Origin of the sequence: Amycolatopsis nigrescens CSC17Ta-90 (genome assembly GCF_000384315.1) — a bacterium.
In the GTDB taxonomy this organism is placed as follows: domain Bacteria; phylum Actinomycetota; class Actinomycetes; order Mycobacteriales; family Pseudonocardiaceae; genus Amycolatopsis; species Amycolatopsis nigrescens.
On record NZ_ARVW01000001.1, the window covers coordinates 1,888,405 to 1,906,868 of the forward strand.

At 73.5% G+C, this 18,464-nt stretch carries 1 protein-coding gene; it reads right to left on the reverse strand.

Translation table 11 applies throughout. The annotated features are described in order from the left end of the window. Positions 1–2: 2 nt before the first annotated feature. On the reverse strand, positions 3–18,446 hold the full coding sequence (locus AMYNI_RS0108605) for a non-ribosomal peptide synthetase (RefSeq protein WP_026360199.1): 18,444 nt from the start codon (positions 18,444–18,446) through the stop codon (positions 3–5). Positions 18,447–18,464 lie beyond the last annotated feature (18 nt).

Genomic DNA, 18,464 nt, shown 5'->3' on the forward strand with positions numbered 1-18,464 from the left:
TGTCACTGGTCCCTCCATTTGCTTTCCAGCAGGTCGATCTGGGCCTGGCTGAGCGAAACCAGCGACAGGTCCGACGGGGTGTGCCCGCCCGCGCCCGGCCCTTCGGTGTGCCGGGCGAGACCGTCCAGCGCGGTGAACCACAGTTCGGTGAGCCGGTCGATCTCCTCGGCGGACCACAGCGCCGGCGCGAACACCCAGTGCACCCGCAGTTCCGGCCCGTCCGGCCCCGGCACCGCGGAGGAGTTGACGGTCAGCCCGTGCGACAACGGCAGCGCGCCGTCGGCCGCGCCGCCGAGCCCGCCGCTCCCCGGCACCGGCGACCAGTCGCCACCGGCGGCGGCCGCGTCCATCCGGCCCAGGTAGTTGAAGGCGATGCCCGGCGCGGGATAAGCCGCCAGCTCCGCCGAGGTGACCGGGTTGAGCCGCCGCAGCAGCCCGAAGCCGATGCCGTCGTCCGGCAGGGAACGCAGTCGCTCCTTGACCCGTTTGAGCGCGGTACCCGCGTCCGCGCCACCGGCCATCGCGCCGGCGACGTCGATCCCGTCCAGGCCGAAGCGCACCGGGAACGCGGTGGTGAACCAGCCAAGGGTGGCGGAAAGGTCCGTGCCATCGGCGATCTCCTCCGCCCGTCCGTGCCCTTCGATCTCCAGCAGGACGGAGTTCGCCGGCCGGTAGCGGCCCAGTGCGAGCACCAGCCCGGTGAGCAGCACCTCGTGCGTCCCGGCGTGGAACGCGGACGGCACCGCGGTCAGCAGCGCGGCGGTGCGGGCGGCCGGCAGCGTCCTGGTGACGTGCCCGGCGGCGCCCACCGTGTCCCGCCGCGGATCGAGCCGCGGTGACGGCTCCGCACCGGCGAGCATCCCGGTCCACAGCGGCAGTTCGGCGGACCGGCGGGCCGAGACGGCCTCCGCGGCCAGCAGCCCGGCCCACCGCCGGAACGGGGTGCCGGTCGCGGGCAGTGCTGCACCCGTCGTGTCCGCCTCGGCGAGGTCGGCCAGCAGGATCCGCCAGGACACCCCGTCTACCGCGAGGTGGTGCACCACCAGCAGCAGGTAGCCGGGGTCGAGCCAGACGAACCTGGCCAGCGTCCCGGCTTCCGGATCGAGCAGCCCGGCCGCCCTGTCCAGTTCCCGCGCGGCGGTCCCGGTCAGGTCGTCCCCGGTGTGCGCGACCCGGTCGAGCAGGGTCGCGGCCAGGCTGGGACTCGGCGGTTCGATCCGGAAACCGTGCCCGCCAACGGGTTCGGGTACCAGCCGCCCCCGCAGCACGTGGTGCCGGTCCAGCACCGCCTGCAGCACGCCGGTCAGCGACTCGCGGGTGATCCCGGCCGGCAGGGACACCAGCATCGACTGGCAGTACCGGCCGATCGGCCCGCCGCGGTCCAGCAGCCGGGCCATCACCGGGGTGAGCGGCAGCGCGCCCACCGCATCCCGGCCGTCCGCGGCGACGGCGCCGGTGGTGGTCGCGACCTGGGCCAGCGCGGCCGGTGTCCGGTGCTCGAACACCTGCCGCGGGGTGAGCCGCAGTCCGGCCGCCCTGGCCTTGGCGACCAGCTGGATGGACAGGATGCTGTCGCCGCCCAGGGTGAAGAACTCGTCGTGCACCCCCGCTTCGGGCAGCCGGAGCAGTTCGGCGAACAGGCCGGTCAGGACCTCCTCACGCTCGTCACGCGGGCGTTCCCTGGCGGCGGTCCCGCCGAAGTCCGGCTCCGGCAGCCGGCCGGCGTCGAGCTTGCCGTTCGGGCTCAGCGGCAGCTCGTCCACCGGCACGAAAGCGGCCGGTATGAGGTAGTCCGGCAGGGCGGCCGAGACCAGCTCCCTGATCGCCGATTCGTCCACAGTGGACCCCGACTTCGGTACCAGGTAGGCCACCAGCCGGGAATCCTTGAGCAGCACCGCACTTGCGGCCACCGACGGGTGCCTGGCCAGCGCGGCCTCGACCTCGGCCGGCTCGATCCGGAAACCGCGGATCTTGACCTGTCGGTCGGCCCGGCCCGCGAACTCCAGCCGCCCCTGCCCGTCCCGACGGGCCAGGTCCCCGGTCCGGTAAAGCTGGGCACCGGGCGCACCGAACGGATCGGCCACGAACCGTTCCGCGGTCAACCCCGGGCGGTTCAGATAGCCGCGCGCGAGCTGCGGCCCGCCGACGTAGAGCTCACCGGTCACGCCGTCGGGTACCGGGCGCAGCCAGGGATCCAGCAACCGCACCACCGTGTTGGGCACCGGATGTCCCAGCGCCGGGCGGACACCGGGTTCCACCGGCGCACTCAGAACGTCCACAGTGGACTCCGCCGGACCGTAGAGGTTGACCGCGGGTACGGCCGCGGCCAGCCGGTCCCACAGCGCCGGTGACACCGCCTCCCCACCCAGCGCGATCAGCACCTGCGGGGTCGGGCCGGTCAGCAGCCCGGCGTCGAGCAGCGGCTCGACCTGCGAGGGGGTGGCCTGGAACTGGTCGATCCCGACCGCGGCGAACGCGGCGAGCACCAGCTCCGGGTCCCGCCGCATCTCTTCGCCGAGCAGGTGCAGCTCGTGCCCTGCCACCATCCACAGCAACGGGTTCAGCGAGGCGTCGAAGGAGAACGACGCCAGGTGCGCCACCCGGAGCCGCCGGCCAGCCGGCACCCGTCCGAACAGCGTCCGCTGATGCCCGGCATACAGGTTGGCCAGCGCCCCGGCCGAAACCGCGACCCCCTTCGGCCTGCCGGTCGAGCCGGAGGTGTAGACGACGTAGGCCAGGTTGCCCGCGTGCCACCTCGGCGACGGCACCGGGCCTGGCGCAGTGGCCTCCTCGATCAGCAACGTCCGTGCACCCGAGGGCAGCGCGCCGCGGGTCGATTCCGTGGCGAGGACCAGCGCCGGTGCGGAATCGGCCAGCATGAACTCGATGCGCTCGGCCGGATAGCCCGGATCGATCGGCAGGAACGCGGCCCCGGACCTGGCCACCGCGAGCACCGCGACCACGAACTCGGCCGTGCGAGGCAGCGCGACGGCAACCAGCCGCTCCGGACCCGCGCCCTCGGCGACCAGCCGCCCGGCCAGCGCCGCGGCCCGGCGGTCCACCTCGGCGTAGCTGAGCCGGACCCCGCCCGCCACCACAGCGGTCTCGTCGGGCCGCTGGGCCACCTGCTCGGCGAAGAGTTCCGCCAGCGACTTCTCAGGGACGGGCAGCGTCACACCGCATTCGCCGGCATCCAGCCGCTCACCGGCTAGCGGATCAACCTCGGTGAGCGGGCTGTCCGACCGCCGCGCCAGCTCCGCCAGCAGCCCGAGCAGGCGCTCCGCGATCCGCGCGGTCTCGGTCGCCGGCAGCAGATCCGGCCGGTGCTTGAAGTGCAGCCGCAGCCGGTTCCCTTGCTGCGCAACCAGAATGCTCAACGGGTAGTGCGTGGCGTCCTGCCCGGTGACCCCGGTGACCGACAGCCCACCATCGTGGCGCTCCGCCGGGTCGAGCGGGTAGTTCTCCACCACGAGCAGGGTGTCGAACAGCTCGCCGGTGCCCGCCGCGCGCTGCACCTCGGCGAGCCCGAGGTGCTGGTGCGCCAGCAGCCCGGCCTGCTCGCGCTGCACCGCGGCGAGCAGTCCGGCCACGGTGTCCCGCCCGGTGAGCCGGACCCGGACCGGCAGCGTGTTCACGAACAGGCCGATCATCGACTCCACCCCGGCCAGCTCCGCGGGCCGGCCGGAGACCACGGTGCCGAACACCACGTCGGTCCGCCCGGTCAGCCTGCCGAGGAGCAGCGCCAAGGCGGCCTGCAGCACGGTGCTCGTGGTCACCCCGTGCCGGCGGGCGAGCGCGGTCAGCGCGGCGGTGGCCGGTTCGGACAACTCCGTGACGATCTCCTCCGGCACCACGGGAGTGCGCACCGCGGCGTCGGCACCGGCGAGCAGGGTGGGTTCCACCGGACCGGCGAGCGCCTCCGCCCAGGCTGCTTCCGCGGCCGCCTTGTCCTGCGCGCCCAGCCAGGACAGGTAGTCGCGATAGGGCCGCGGCCGCGGCAGCGCGGTTCCGTCGTAGTGCGCGAGCAGTTCCCGTACCAGCAACGGGTTCGACCAGCCGTCGGTGACCAGGTGGTGGCTGGTGAGCGCCAGCCGGTGCGCCCCGTCCGGCAGCCGGATCAGCAGGAAACGCAGCAGCGGGCCGGTTTCCGGGTCGAACCGCTCGGTCCGGTCCCGCCGCAGCAGCTCGGTCAACGCGGCCTCGGGGTCCCCGGTCAGGTCCGCTTCCGTCCACGGCACCTCGATCGCAGCGGGGATCACCTGCACGGCCGCACCGGACGTCAGATACCGGAACCTGGCCCGCAGCGGCGGATGCCGGTCCAGCACGGCCCTCGCCGCGGCACGCAGCCGCTCGGCGTCCACCGGCCCGGCCAGTTCGAGCACCAGCTGCACGGTGTAGACGTCCAAGCCACCCTCGTCGAACAGCGAGTGGAACAGCAGTCCCTGCTGCAACGGGGTGAGCGGCCAGACCTCGTCGTCGCCGTTGCCCAGCTCGTCCACATCGGACTGGGTCAGCGAGAGCAGCGGGAAGTCCGAGGGGCCGCGAAGCCCGGCGCCGGGCCCAGCGGCCGCGGCGGCCAGTGCGTCCAGCGCCGCGAACCAGGCGTCCGCGAAGTCCTCCACTTCGGACTCGTCGAGAACCCCCTTGGCGAAGGACCACCGCACCCGCAGCTCCGGCCCGCGCTCACCATCCACAGTGGACGCGTTGATGTCCAGCACGGCGGCCGCGGCCATCCCGGGGTCCACCCCGTCCCCGGCCCCGGCCTCCGGCGCCGGTGTCCAGTCCGCGCCACCGGCGGCGACCCGGCCGAGGTAGTTGAACGAGATCTGCGGCGCCGCAGCCGCAAGGTCGGCGGCTTCGGCGCCGCCGAAGTACCGGAGCTGCCCGAATCCGATCCCGCCCGAGGGCACCGCGCGCAGGTGCTCCTTGACCCGCAGCACCGCCTGGCCCGCCTCGGCGCCGCCGGCCAGCGCCGCGGCGAGATCCAGTTCGCCGAGGTCCAGCCGCACCGGGTACAGGCTGGTGAACCAGCCAACGGTGCGGGCCAGATCGGTGTCCCCGGCATCCCGGCCGTGTCCCTCGACCGCGATCAGCACCGGCGCCCGCGCCGGCCGCCGGTCGCGGACCGCCAGTGCGAGCGCGGTGAGCAGCACCTCGTGCACCCGCGCGTGAAAGGCCCGCGGCACCGTGGTCAGCAGCGGCGCGGTGCGCTCGGCAGGCAACGTCCGCTGGACGTGGCCGGTAGCGGCGACGGTGTCCCGTCGCGGGTCCAGCGCCCGGCGGCCGAGCAGCGGGTCCGGCCCGGTCAGCTGGGCGCGCCACAGCGGCAGCTCGGCGGAGAAGTCCTTCGCGTGCAGCCGTTGCGCCCATTCCCGGAACGAAGTGCCGACCGGGTCGAGCAGCACCGGTTCGCCCGCGGTCGCCGCCCGCCACGCGGCCGCGAGGTCGGGCAGCAGGATCCGCCAGGACACCCCGTCGACCACCAGGTGGTGCAGCACCGCGAGCAACCGGCCACGCTCCTCGCCGCGGTCCAGCCAGACGAACCGGACGAGGTCACCGTGCTCCGGGTCCAGCTCGCCGAGCGCCCTGGTGTGCTCGGCCGCCACCAGCTCGGCCAGCTCCGCCCCGCGCGCGTCCACACGCCGCACCATCGGACCGGCCGGCACGGTACCCGGCTCGGCCACCTCCAGCACCCAGCTTCCGTCCACAGTGGACTTGACCAGGGTGGACCGGAGCAGGTCGTGCCGGTCGGCCAGCGCGGCCACCAGCGATTCCAACCGATCGAGGCCGAGACCCGCCGGGGTGTACAGCACGGCATGCTGGGCGAAGCGTCGATAGTCCCCGCCTCGGTCAGCGAGCCAGCGCATGATCGGCGTGGCCGGTACCCGTCCGGTGCCGTCGGACTCCCCGACCGCCCCCACGCGGCCGGCGACAGCGGCGAGCGCCGCCACGGTCGGATGGTCGAACACGTCCTTCGGGCGCACCAGCAGGCCGGCCGCGCGGGCCCGGCTGACCAGCTGGATGGACACGATGCTGTCCCCGCCCAGCGCGAAGAAGTCGTCGTCGAGGCCGACCGGCCCGGTGCCGAGCAGTTCGGCGAAGATCCCAGCAAGCGTGGTCTCCGTCTGCGACTCCGGACCGCGGTAGGCAACCTCGGGCCGTTCCGGGACGGGCAACGCCGCCCGGTCCAGCTTGCCGCTCGGGTTCAGCGGCAGCGCGTCCAGCACGACCGTCGCGGCGGGCAGCATGTGCTCCGGCAGACTCGCCGCGGCGTGCGCGCGCACCCGCACCGGATCGAGCACCGCACCGTTTTCCGGCACCAGGTAGGCCACCAGCCGCCGCTCACCGGGACTGTCTTCGCGGACCACGACCACGGCCCTGCTGACCGAGGGCGCGGAGCCGAGCGCCGCCTCGATCTCGCCCGGTTCGATCCGGAACCCGCGCAGCTTCACCTGCTCGTCGACCCGGCCGAGGAACTCCACCTCGCCGTTCTCCCGCCAGCGGGCCAGGTCCCCGGTGCGGTACATGTGAGCGCCGGGCTTGCCGAACGGATCGGCGACGAACCGCTCGGCGGTGAGCCCCGGCCGGTTCAGATAGCCACGAGCCAGCCCGCTCCCACCGAGATAGAGCTCACCGGCGACACCGGGCGGCACCGGTCGCAGCGCACCGTCCACTATGTACACCCGGGTGCCGGCGGCCGGGCGGCCGATGGCAGGCGTGGCGGCGCCTTCCGCCGGAGCGTGCCACGCGGTGGCGTACACCGTGGCCTCGGTCGGCCCGTAGGCGTTGACCACCCGCGCACCGGGCAGCGCCGCGCGGACCCGCTCCAGCGACCGCGCCCCGAAAGCCTCCCCGGCGGCCACCACCAGCCCGGTGTCCAGCCGCAACCCAGGCTCCAAGAACACGGCATCCAGCACGGTGTCCAAAACCGAAGGCACCCCGCTGATCGCGCTCGGCCGCCAGTCCCGGTCCGTCCGCTCCACGGTTTCCAGCAGGTCGCGGACCAGTTCCACCGAACCACCGCAGAGCAGCGGCGCGAAGATCTCGAACACCGACACGTCGAAGTTGAGCGAGGTGGACACCAGCATCCGGCTCAGGTCCTCGCCCCCGAATTCCGCACGGGCCCAGTCCGCCAGCCCGGCCACCGCGCGCTGCGGCACCACGACGCCCTTGGGCCGCCCGGTGGAACCCGAGGTGTAGATCGCATACGCGGGGTGCTCCGGCAGCACCGGCACCAGCCGCTCGGACTGGTCCAGGTCGTGTCCCGGCAGGTCCGGGTCGTCGCCCAGATGCAGGGACGGGACCTCCAGCGGGAGGCCGGAACCCAGCACCAGCACCGGTTCCGCGTCGGCGGCCATGAAGGCCAGCCGGTCCGGCGGATAGGCGGGGTCCAGCGGCAGGTACCCGGCCCCGGACTTGAGCACCGCGAGCACGGCCACCAGCAGGTCGGGGGTGCGCGGCAGGCAGATCCCGACGAACCGTTCTGGCCCGGCACCGTGCGCGACCAGCAGCCTGGCCAGCCGGTTCGACCTGGTGTTCAGCTCCCGGTAGCTCAGCGGCGACTCTTCCGCGAGCACCGCGGTCCGGTCCGGGGTCCGCGCGACCTGCGCCTCGAACAGCTCGGCCAGGGTCGCTTCGACCCCGGTTGTGGTGCCGCCGGCCCAGTCGCCGAGCACCTTCTCGCGTTCATCCCCGGAAAGCAGCTCGAACCGGCTCAACGGGGTTTCCGGCGCACCGACCATCGCGGCCAGCAGCGACCGCCAGCCCTCGGCCAGCCGCCGCGCGGTGCCGTGGCCGAAGATCCCGGCATCCGCGACGACCGCGCCGGAAATGCCCGCGCCGTCGGGCTCATCGGTCAGCGCGAAGGTCAGGTCGAACTTCGCGGTGCCGGTGTCGATCAGGTCCACTTCGGACCGCAGCCCCGGCATCGACGGCGCATCGCCGCCGCGGCGCTGATACGACACCAGCACCTGGAACAACGGATGCCTCGCCAGCGAGCGCATCGGCCGCAGTTCGTCCACGAGCTGTTCGAAGGGCACGTCGGCGTGGTCGAGCGCGCCGAGCACGGTGCGCCGCGACCGCTCGGCCAGCTCGCGCAGGCTCGGGTCGCCGGCGAGGTCGTTGCGCAGCACCAGGGTGTTCACGAAGAACCCGACCAGTTCCGCCTGCGCCTCGTCCTCACGACCGGCGACCGGAGTGCCCAGCGGAATGTCGGTACCGGCACCGAGCCTGCTCAGCAAGGCGGCGACCACGATCTGGCAGACCATGAACACGCTGCTGCCGCTGCGCACCGCGAACTCGCGCAGCTGCTTCGCCTGCTCCGGCGGCAGCCGGAAATCCGCGACCTCGCCGCGGTACGACGGGGTGGCCGGGCGCGGCCCGGCCCAGGGCAGGGTCAGCTCCTCGGGCAGCCCGCGCAGCTCGTCCCGCCAGTACCGGACCTGCCCGGCCAGCACGCTGTCCGGATCGGCCTGGTCGCCGAGCAGTTCCCGTTGCCAGAGCGTGTAGTCCGCGTACTGCACCGGAAGCGGCGGCCAGGACGGCGCGGCACCGCCGAGCCGTGCCCGGTAGGCGGTGGCCAGGTCCTGCACCAGCGGCCGCAGGGACCACTCGTCCGCGACGATGTGATGGGCCACCAGCAGCAGCACCCGCTCCCGCGGCCCGGTGCTGAACAGGGTCGCCCTCAGCTGGATCCCGTCCGCCAGATCGAAGGGAACCCGAGCGGCGGCGGCCAGTTCCTCGTCGAGACGACCGGGGGCGACGTCCACCTCCTCGATTTCGAGCGGCACGTCCGCGGCGGGCAGGATCCGCTGCCGGGGCCGCCCGCCGTCATCGGGGAAGACGGTGCGCAGGCTCTCGTGCCGGGCGAGCACGTCCCGCAGCGCCGCGGCCAGCGCGGCGTGGTCCAGCTCGCCGGACAGCCGAAGCACGATCGGCACGTGATACGTCGGGCTGGCCCCCTCCAGCTGGTGCAGGAACCACAGCCGCTGCTGGGCGAAGGACAGCGGCAACCGGTCTGGACGCGGCCGTGCCCGCAGCGGGAGCCGGTCGCGACCGCCGGCGCCGAGCAGCGCGGACAATCCGGCCACGGTGGGCGCCTCGAACACGGCCCGCACCGAAAGCCGGGCGTCGAAGGCCGAGCGCAGCCGGGAGACCAGCCGGATCGCCAGCAGCGAATGCCCGCCCAAGGCGAAGAAGTCGTCGTCGATCCCGAGCTGCTCGCGGCCGAGCAGGTCGGCGAACACCTCGCACAACAGCTCTTCGCGCGGGGTGCGCGGCCTTCGCGACTCGGCCGTTTCTCCAGCTTCCGGCGCGGGAAGGGCGGCCAGGTCGAGCTTTCCGTTGGCAGTCAACGGAAACTCGTCCAGGGTCAGGAAGATCTCGGGCACCAACTGCTTCGGCAGGCGTTCGCCGAGGTACGCGCGCAGCTCACCGGGTTCCGGACGCACACCGGGCTCCGGCAGCAGGTACGCCACCAGGCGCCGGTCACCGGGAGCGTCCTCGCGGGCGGCCACCGCGGCCCGACGCACCCCGGGATGCCCGGTCAGCGCGGCCGCCACCTCGCCGGGTTCGATCCGGAACCCGCGGATCTTGAGCTGCTCGTCCGCGCGCCCGGCGAACTCGATCGTGCCGTCCGGCCGCCACCTGGCCAGGTCCCCGGTCCGGTAAAGAAGCCCACCCGTCGCCCGACCACCACCCCCCAACGAGGCGCTTCGCGCCGCAGTGTCTCCCTCACCGAACGGGTCAGCTACGAACCGCTCGGCGGTCAGGCCGGGCCGGTTGAAGTAACCGCGTGCCAGCCCCGCCCCGGCCAGGTACAGCTCGCCGGTCACTCCGGCGCCGACCGGGCGCAGCGCCGAGTCGAGCAGGTACGCGCGCATGCCGTCCAGCGGACGGCCGATCGGCACCACGGCGGCCGGGGGCGCGTCCGGGGAAACCTGGTGCGCGACGGCGAAGGTGGTGGTCTCGGTCGGCCCGTAGCCGTTGACCACGGCGACCTCCGGCGCGGCCGCGAGCACCCGCCGCACCGCCCCGGCCGGCACCACGTCCCCGCCGGTCCACACCTCGCGCAGCCCGCGGAAGGTCTCCGGCGCCTCTTCGGCCACCACGGCGAACAGCCCCGCGGTGAGCCAAAGTCCGGTGACCTCGTGCTCGGTGATCAGCGCGCGCAGCGCCCCGGCGTCCAGTTCGGTGTCCGGGGCGAGGATCACCCGGCCGCCGGTGAGCAGCGGCACCCACAGCTCGTAGGTGACCGCGTCGAAGGAGTGCGGCGAGTGCAGCAGCACCCGCTCGTGCGCGCCCCCGCGCCAGCGGCTGTCGGCGGCCAACGCGGTCACGTCGCCCATGGTCACCGCCACGCCCTTCGGCGTGCCGGTGGAGCCCGAGGTGAACATGACGTAGGCCAGCTGCGCCGGGTGCCCGGAGGGGAAGGTGACCTCGCGCTGGTCCGGATCGGGCAGGTCGGTATGCAGCACCGGCACCTCGCCGACACCGGGCACCGAGCCATGACCGGACGTGGTCAGTACGAGCGCGGCACCGGTCTCGCGGAGCAGCAGGGCCGTCCGCGCGGCGGGCAAGTCCGGCTGCACCGGGACGTAGGCGGCACCGGCGCGGCCGGCCGCGAGCATGGCCACCACCAGTTCCACGGACCGGCGGTAGGCCAGCGCGACCCGGCTCTCCCGGCCGATCCCGTGCCGCCGCAGCCGGGCGGCCAGCGCGGTGACGCGCACGTCCAGCTCGGCATAGCTCAGCCGGACGTCACCGGCCACCAACGCGATCGCGTCCGGATGGTGCCGGACACCCGCGGCGAACAGCTCGTCCGGGGTGCTTTCGCTTTCGGGATGCCCGGTGCTGTTCCACTCCACCAGCACGCGCCGCCGCTCGTCGGCGGAAAGCAGCTCCACCGAGCCGATCCGGGTTTCCGGGGCGTGCACCACCGCTTCGAGGAACCGGCAGAACCAGCCGGCGAGGCGTGCCACGTCGGCCCGCTGGAACAGGGCGGACCGGTAGTTGATCGTGCCGTCCAACCGGGTGCCGTCGCCGTGCTCGGCGAAGGCGAAGGTGAGGTCGAACTTCGCGGTCGGCGTCCGCACCGGCGTCACCCGCGCGGCGAGCGCGCCCCAGTCGGCGTCTCCCGGCCGGTTCTGGTGCACCAGCATCACCCGGAACAGCGGGTTCGCCGCCTCCGAGCGGTCCGGGTTGAGCACCTCCACCAGCCGGTCGAAAGGCAGCTCCTGCCGGGCGAAGGCGGCGAGGTCGGTCTCCCGCACCCGGCCGAGCAGTTCCCGGAAAGCGGGGTCACCGCCGGTGTCGGTGCGCAGCACCAGGGTGTTCACCAGGAAGCCGACCATCCCGTCGAGCGCGGCCTCGCCCCGGCCCGCCACCGGGGTGCCGAGCGGGACGTCCGTGCCGGCACCCAGCCTGGTGAGCAGCGCGGCGACCGCGGCCTGCAACACCATGAACGGCGTGGTTCCCGTTTCGGCGGCCAGCCGCCGCACCCCGCGCAGGGCCTGCTCGGACGGGGTGAAGTCGACGTACCCGCCGTCGGACGAACTCGACGCCCCGCGCGTGAACGGCAGCTCGTGCGCGGCAGGCATCCCGTCCAGCCGGGCCGACCAGTAACCGGCCTGCCGGGCGAGCAGGCTCGCCGGGTCGGCGCCGTCACCGAGCAGTTCTCGTTGCCACAGCGTGTAGTCCGCGTACTGCACGGGCAACGGCCGCCACCGCGGTTCGGTGCCGGCGGCCCGCGCCCGGTAGGCCGCCGCGAGGTCGCCCAGCAGCGGTTCGAGCGACCATTCGTCGCAGGCGATGTGGTGCAGCAGCAGGAAAAGCGTGTGCTCCTCCGGTCCGGCCCGCAGGATTCGCGCCCGCAGCGGCGGTTCCGCGGCCAGGTCGAACCGGTGCTCCCGGCCGAGTCGGGCCAGCAGCGTCTCGAGCGACGCCGGCCCGGCCACCACCAGCTCCGGGTCGAAGCACCGCGCGAGCAGGTCCTCGCCCGGCGGCAGCACCCGCTGCCACGGCACGCCGTCGCGCTCCGGGTACACCGTGCGCAGGATCTCGTGCCGGGCCATTACGTCGCCGAGCGCGGCGCGCAGGGCGGCCCGATCGAACGGGCCGCTCAGCTCCACCGCGACCGGCACGTTGTAGGTCGCCCCGCCGTCGAGCCGATCGGCGAGCCAGAGCCGGTGCTGTGCAGGGGAAAGCGGCAACCGCTCCGGGCGTGCCATCGGCCGCGGCGCGAGTCGTGGCGTTCCGTCGGCGGCCCGCATTGCCAGCTCCCGCACCGTCGGCGCCTCGAACACGTCCCGCAGCGACACCGCCGCGGACAGCTCGGCGCGGATCAACCCGATCAGCCTGGTCGCCAGCAGGGAATGCCCGCCCACGGCGAAGAAGTCGTCGTCGATGCCGATCTCGGGGAGGCCGAGCACCTCGGCGAACAGCTCGCACAGCCGCCGCTGGAGCGCCGTGCGCGGTGCGGTGCCGGTGACCTGTCCGCCCGGTTCGGGGTCGGGCAGCGCTCGGCGGTCCACCTTCCGGTTCGGCAGCAGCGGCAGTTCGTCGAGCACCACGAAGGCCGCCGGAACCTGGTGCGCGGGCAGCAGCGCCGCGGTGTGCCGGCGCAGCTCGGCCGGCTCCAACCGCTCGCCAACCACATAGCCGACGAGCTGTTTGCCGGCAAGGTCGTGGTCACGGGCGACCACGACGGCCTCCGTGACGTCCGGGTGGCCGAGCACGGCGGCCTCCACCTCCGCGGGCTCCACCCGGAAGCCCCGGATCTTGACCTGGTCGTCGACCCGGCCGAGCATCTCCAGCTGCCCGTCCGGCGTCCACCGCACCCGGTCACCGGTCCGGTAAACCTGGTCGCCCGAGCCAAAGGGATCGGCCACGAACCGCTGCGCGGTCAGGCCCGGCTGGTGCAGATAACCCCGCGCCAGCCCGGCGCCGCCGAGGTACAGCTCACCGGCCACGCCCGGCGGCACCGGGCGCAACCCGTCGTCGAGCACGTAGGCGGTCTTGTCCACGTCCGGGCGGCCGATCGCGACCCGGCCGCCGTCGAACCCGCGCGGACAGGTCCACAGCGTGGAGTTCACCGTGGACTCGGTCGGGCCGTAGGCGTTGAACATCGGGTGCCCGGGAGACCAGCGCTCGAACAGGGTGGGCGGGCAGTGGTCCGCGCCGACGATCACGGTCATCCCGGCGGGCAGGCTGCCGGCCGGCACGGTGGCCAGCGCCGATGGCGGCACGTCGAGATGAGTGAGGCGATGCCGGGTGACGAAGGCGGCCAGCTCCGGGCCGAGCCGCTGTTCGGCGGGCACCACCGCCAGCGCGCCACCGGAGAACACGCTCATCGCCAGCTCGGAGAACATCATGTCGAAACTCGGTGAGGCGAACTGGAGGTGCCGGGTGCCGGGGCCGGCGGTCACCGTGCTGTCCCAGGTCTCCACCAGCCCGGCGATGCCCTCGTGGGTGGACACCACGCCCTTGGGGCGGCCGGTGGACCCGGAGGTGTAGATCAGGTAGGCCGCGTTCGCCGGGCGCAGCGGCGCGAGCCGGTCCGCGTCGGTGGGGTCGGAGTCGGGCAGCCCGGCAAGTTCGGCCAGGGTTTCCTGGTCGTCGAGCACCAGCCGGGGCAGCTCCACCGGCATCTCGATGGCACCCGTGGTCAGCACCAGTTCGGGCGCGGAGTCCGCCAGTACGTACCCGACCCGCTCGGCCGGGTAGTCCGGGTCCACCGGCACGAACACGGCACCGGCCTTGTGCACCGCGAGCAGCGCCACCACCACGTCGATGGACCGGGGCAGCAGCACCGCGACGGTCCGCTCCGGCCCGGCACCCCGCCGGATGAGCGCGTGCGCGAGGCGGTTGGCGCGCGCGTTGAGCTCGGCGTAGGAAAGTTCGGTCTCGTCGTCGAGCAGCGCGACCGCCGACGGGTTCGCCGTCACCTGCCGTTCGAAGATCGACGGTGTGGTCTCCGGCGCCAACCCGGCCATCCGTCCTTTGCCGAGCCGGACCCGCTCGGCCAGCTCGTCTTCGCACAGCACATCCAGTGTCGCGAGTGGACGGTCGGGTTCGGCGGTGGCGCGGTCCAGCAGGGTGACCAGCCACCTGGCGATCCCGGCCACGGTGTCCCGGTCGAACAGCTCGGTGCTGAACTCGATCTCGCCGGACAGCCCGGCCGTCCCGGCCCGCTCGATGAGCGCGAACGCGAGGTCGAACTTGGCGGTGCCGGTCCGGACCAGCTCACGGTTCAGCCCGAGGTCGCCGAAACCGAGGCCGTCCGTGCCCTCGGTGCGAAAGTCGAGCATCACCTGGAACAGCGGATGACGCGCGGTCGAGCGCACCGGGTTCAGCGCCTCGACCAGCCGAGCGAACGGGAGGTCCTGGTGCGCGAGCGCGGCCAGGTCGGTGTCGCGGACCCGGTCCAGCAACTCGGCGAAGCTGGGATTGCCGGCCAGATCGGTGCGCAGCACCAGCGGGTTCACGAAGAAACCCACCACGCGGTCGAGGGCGTCGTCGGTCCGTCCCGCCGCCGGCACCCCGATCGGCAGGTCGGTACCCGCGCCGAGCCTGTTCAGCAGGGCCGCCAGTGCGGCGTGAACCAGCATGAACATGCTCACCCGGTACCGGGACGCGCAAGCCCGCAGGCGGGCGTGCAGCTCCTCCGGCACGGTGAAGGCGAGCGCGTCACCGGCGCCGGTCGGACGAGCGGGCCGCGACCGGTCGGCGGGCAGCTCCAGCTCCTCGGGCAGGCCGGCCAGCTGCCCGCGCCAGTAGTCCAGCTGGGCGGCGGCGACGCTGCCGGGATCGCCGGGGTCGCCGAGCAGTTCGGTCTGCCAGCGGGTGAAATCCCGGTAGCACAACGGAAGCCGCGGCCAAGCGGGCTCGGTGCCGCCGAGCCGGGCGGTGTAGGCCTCGGCCAGTTCCTCGACCAGCACGTCGAGGGACCACTCGTCGGCCACGATGTGGTGCAGCAGCACCAGCAGTACGTGTTCTTCGTCCCCGAGGTGGAAAAGGCGGAACTCCACCGGCGGCGCGGAACCCAGGTCCAACGGCCGCCGGGCCGCGGCCGCCAGCGCCGCCGGGAAACCGTCCATTTCGGACTCCACGATGACCAGCTCCGGGCCGTCGTCGAGCACGACCTGCGCCACCTGGCCGGTGTCGCCGTCGAACACGGTGCGCAGGCTTTCGTGCCGTGCCACCAGATCAGCCACCGCGGCGGCCAGCGCGGGCACGTCCAGCGCACCGGTGAGCCGCAGCGCCAGCGGCACGTTGTAGGTGGCGCCGTGGCCGGACATCCGGTCGGAGAACCACAACTGCTCCTGCGCGTACGACAGCGGGACCCGGCCGGTGGCACCCGCCACGGGCGACGGGCGGGCGACGGCCGTGCCGGTCAGCTCCCCGACGAGTCCGGCCGGGGTCGGCGAATCGAACACCTTGCGCACCGGCGGAGCGGCCCCGAGCACCGCCCTGATCCTGGCCACCAGCCGGATCGCGGACAGCGAGTCGCCGCCGAGGCCGAAGAAGTCGTCGCCGGGCCCGACCGACGCCAGCCCGAGCACCTCACCGAAGAGCCGGCACAGCACCTGCTCCGCCGGAGTGCCGGTGACCCGATCGGTACCGGCCTGCCCGGACGCGGACGTGGGCGCGGGCAGCGCCGCGCGGTCGATCTTGCCGTTCGGCGTCAGCGGAAGCTCGTCCAGCACGACGAACGCCGAGGGCACCAGGTAATCGGGCAGCACCTCGCCGAGCGCCTTGCGCAGCCCCGCCGGGTCCAGGTCCGGCGCGGCGACCAGGTAGGCCACCAGCCGCTGCCGGCCGCCGGGGTCGGCGACCACCACCGCGCGGGTCACCTCGGGTCGGCGCAGCAACTCGGCTTCGATCTCCCCCGGCTCGATCCGGAACCCGCGCACCTTCACCTGGTGGTCGGCCCGGCCGAGTACGTCGAAGGTGCCGTCTCCCCGACTGCGGGCAAGGTCGCCGGTCCGGTAGCACACCGAACCCGGCGGCCCGTAGGGATCGGCGACGAACCGTTCCGCGGTCAGCGCCGCGCGGCCGAGATAGCCGCGGGCCACCCCCGCCCCGGCGATGTACAGCTCCCCCACGGTGCCCGTGCCGACCGGGGCCAGCGCACGGTCCAGCACGTACAGCCGGGTGTTCAGCACCGGCGCGCCGATCGGCGGGTCGCCCTCGGTGGCATCGAGCTGATGTGCGGCAGACCAGATGGTGGTTTCGGTCGGGCCGTAGAGGTTGCTGACCACCGCACCGGCGCCGCGCAGCCGGTCGGCGAGTGCGGCGGGCAGCCGCTCACCCCCGGCCAGCACCCGCCGCCCGCGCAGCACCTCGGCGTCGTGCCCGGCCAACGTTTCCCATAACGACGGGGTCGCTTGCACTACCCCCGCGTCGGTGCGTCTGAGCAGCTCGGTCAGCAGGGCCGGATCGCGGACCTGCTCGCGGTCGGCGAGCACCACCGTCGCGCCCTGGACCAGTGGCAGGTACAGCTCCAGCGCGGCGATGTCGAAGCCGACGGTGGTCACCGCGAGCAGCCGGTCGCCGGGCCCGAGCGGCACCTGCGTACGCATCGCGTGCAGGAAGTTCGCCAGGTTCGCCGAGGACACCACCACGCCCTTGGGTCGCCCGGTGGAACCCGAGGTGTAGATGACGTACGCGGCGTGTTCCGGCCTCCGGCGTACCGGTGCCTCGACGGCGCTCGTCGGGTGCTCGTCGTCCAGCCGGAGCCTGGCGACCCCCGCGGGCACCTCCAGCTCGGTTTCCGATTCCGTCACCAGCACCGCGGGTCCGGCGTCGGCCAGCATCGCGGCCAGCCGCCGGGGCGGGAACTCCGGGTCCAGCGGCAAGTAGGCCGCGCCGGTCTTGGCCACCGCGAGCAGAGTCGCCACCAGGTCCGCGGACCGCGGCAGCAGCACGGCGACCAGCCGCTCAGCGGTAGCGCCGAGGCCGGACAGCCGCCGCGCCAGCCGGTCTGCCCGCGCGTTCAAGTCCTGATAGGACAGTTCCAGCCCACCGGCGAGCAGTGCGGGCGCATCTGGGGTACTGGCGACCTGGGCCTGGAACAGCTCCGCCAGCCCGGCCTCGGGCAGCTCCCGAACCGGCCCTTCGCTGGTCGCGACCGGCTCATCCCCGGCGGTCACGGTCAGCGCGCCGACCGGGAGCGAACCGCGTCCTTCGGCGAACTGGCCCAGCAGTCCGGTGAACGCGCGCAGGTGCCGGTCCAGCTCTTCGACCCGGTAGCCCCGCGGGTTTCCGTCCAGCTGGGCCAGCAACTCGTCCCCCGGCGACTTGCTCACGGTGAACGAGAGGTCCTCCACCGCGCCCGCGGCCAGGTAGTGCGACACCCCGCGATGCGCGCCGAAACGCAGTTCCGGGTCGAACGGCTTGATGTTGATCCACGGCCCCACCAGCCGCCGCCGTTCCCCGAGCAGCCGGAGGTCGCGCCGCAGTTCCTCGCCCCGGTAGCGCTGGTGCGGCCGCTGCGCGCGCAGCTCCGCCCGCACCGAGGCGGTCAGCTCGGCCACCGTCGTCCATGGACTCACCGCCAGCCGCAGCGGCACCACGTTGACCGCGGTCGCCGGCACCCTGGCCGCGACCGAGCCCAGCCTGCCCATCACCGGCAGCCCCAGCACCACCTCGTCGGCACCGGCGCACCGGTGCAGATAGGCTGCGGCCGCCGCGATCAGCACCTCCGCCCAGGTCGACTTCAGCTCCGCGGCGAGCCCGCTCAGCTCGCGCGCACCGCCAAGCGCGACCGATCTCCGGTGGAACGAGTGATCCGGCGCGGCGTACTGGTCGCTCAGGCCGGGGACCCCGGATAGCCCAGCCAGCCGCTCTGTCCAAAAGCGACGGTCGCGGTCCAGGTCCGCGGAGCCGCGGTAGGCGAGGTCTTCCTCGACCAGTTCCCGCAACGGTCGGAACGGTGACGGTCCGGGGCTTTCCCCGGCGGCCAGTGCCGTGTAGACCTCGGCGACCCGGCCGGTGACCATGGTGAAGCCGTAGGCGTCGAGCAGGATGTGGTGGAACCGCTGGAACCAGAAGTAGCGCTCGTCGCCCAGCCGCAGCAGGGCTTCGGTGTAGAGCCGGTCGGCCAGCAGGTCGACCGGCGCCGCCAGGTCCGCCCGCATCCAGTCCCGTGCCGCCGCTTCCGGGTCGGCTTCGCCGCGCAGATCGACCAGCACCAGCGGGGATCCCGCCAGCGGCCGAACCCGTTGCACAGGGCCGTCGGTGCCGTCGGAGAACCGGACTCGCAGGCCGTCCGCCTCCGCCAGCACGTGGTGCACGGCGGTGACGAACACGGACTCGTCGACCGCTCCGGTGATCTCCACGTACTCGGCGGTGTTGTAGGTCGGGTTCAGCTCGTCCACCTGCTGGGCGAGCCAGATTCCGGCCTGCGCGCCGGTGAGGGCCAGTGTCGGTTCCTCGGGGACGGTCATCGGCGGGGCTCCACGGTC

What these genes read in the sequence shown, in the direction of transcription:
- AMYNI_RS0108605 (WP_026360199.1), bottom strand. Translation starts at nt 18,446, where the DNA reads ATGACCGTCCCCGAGGAACCGACACTGGCCCTCACCGGCGCGCAGGCC.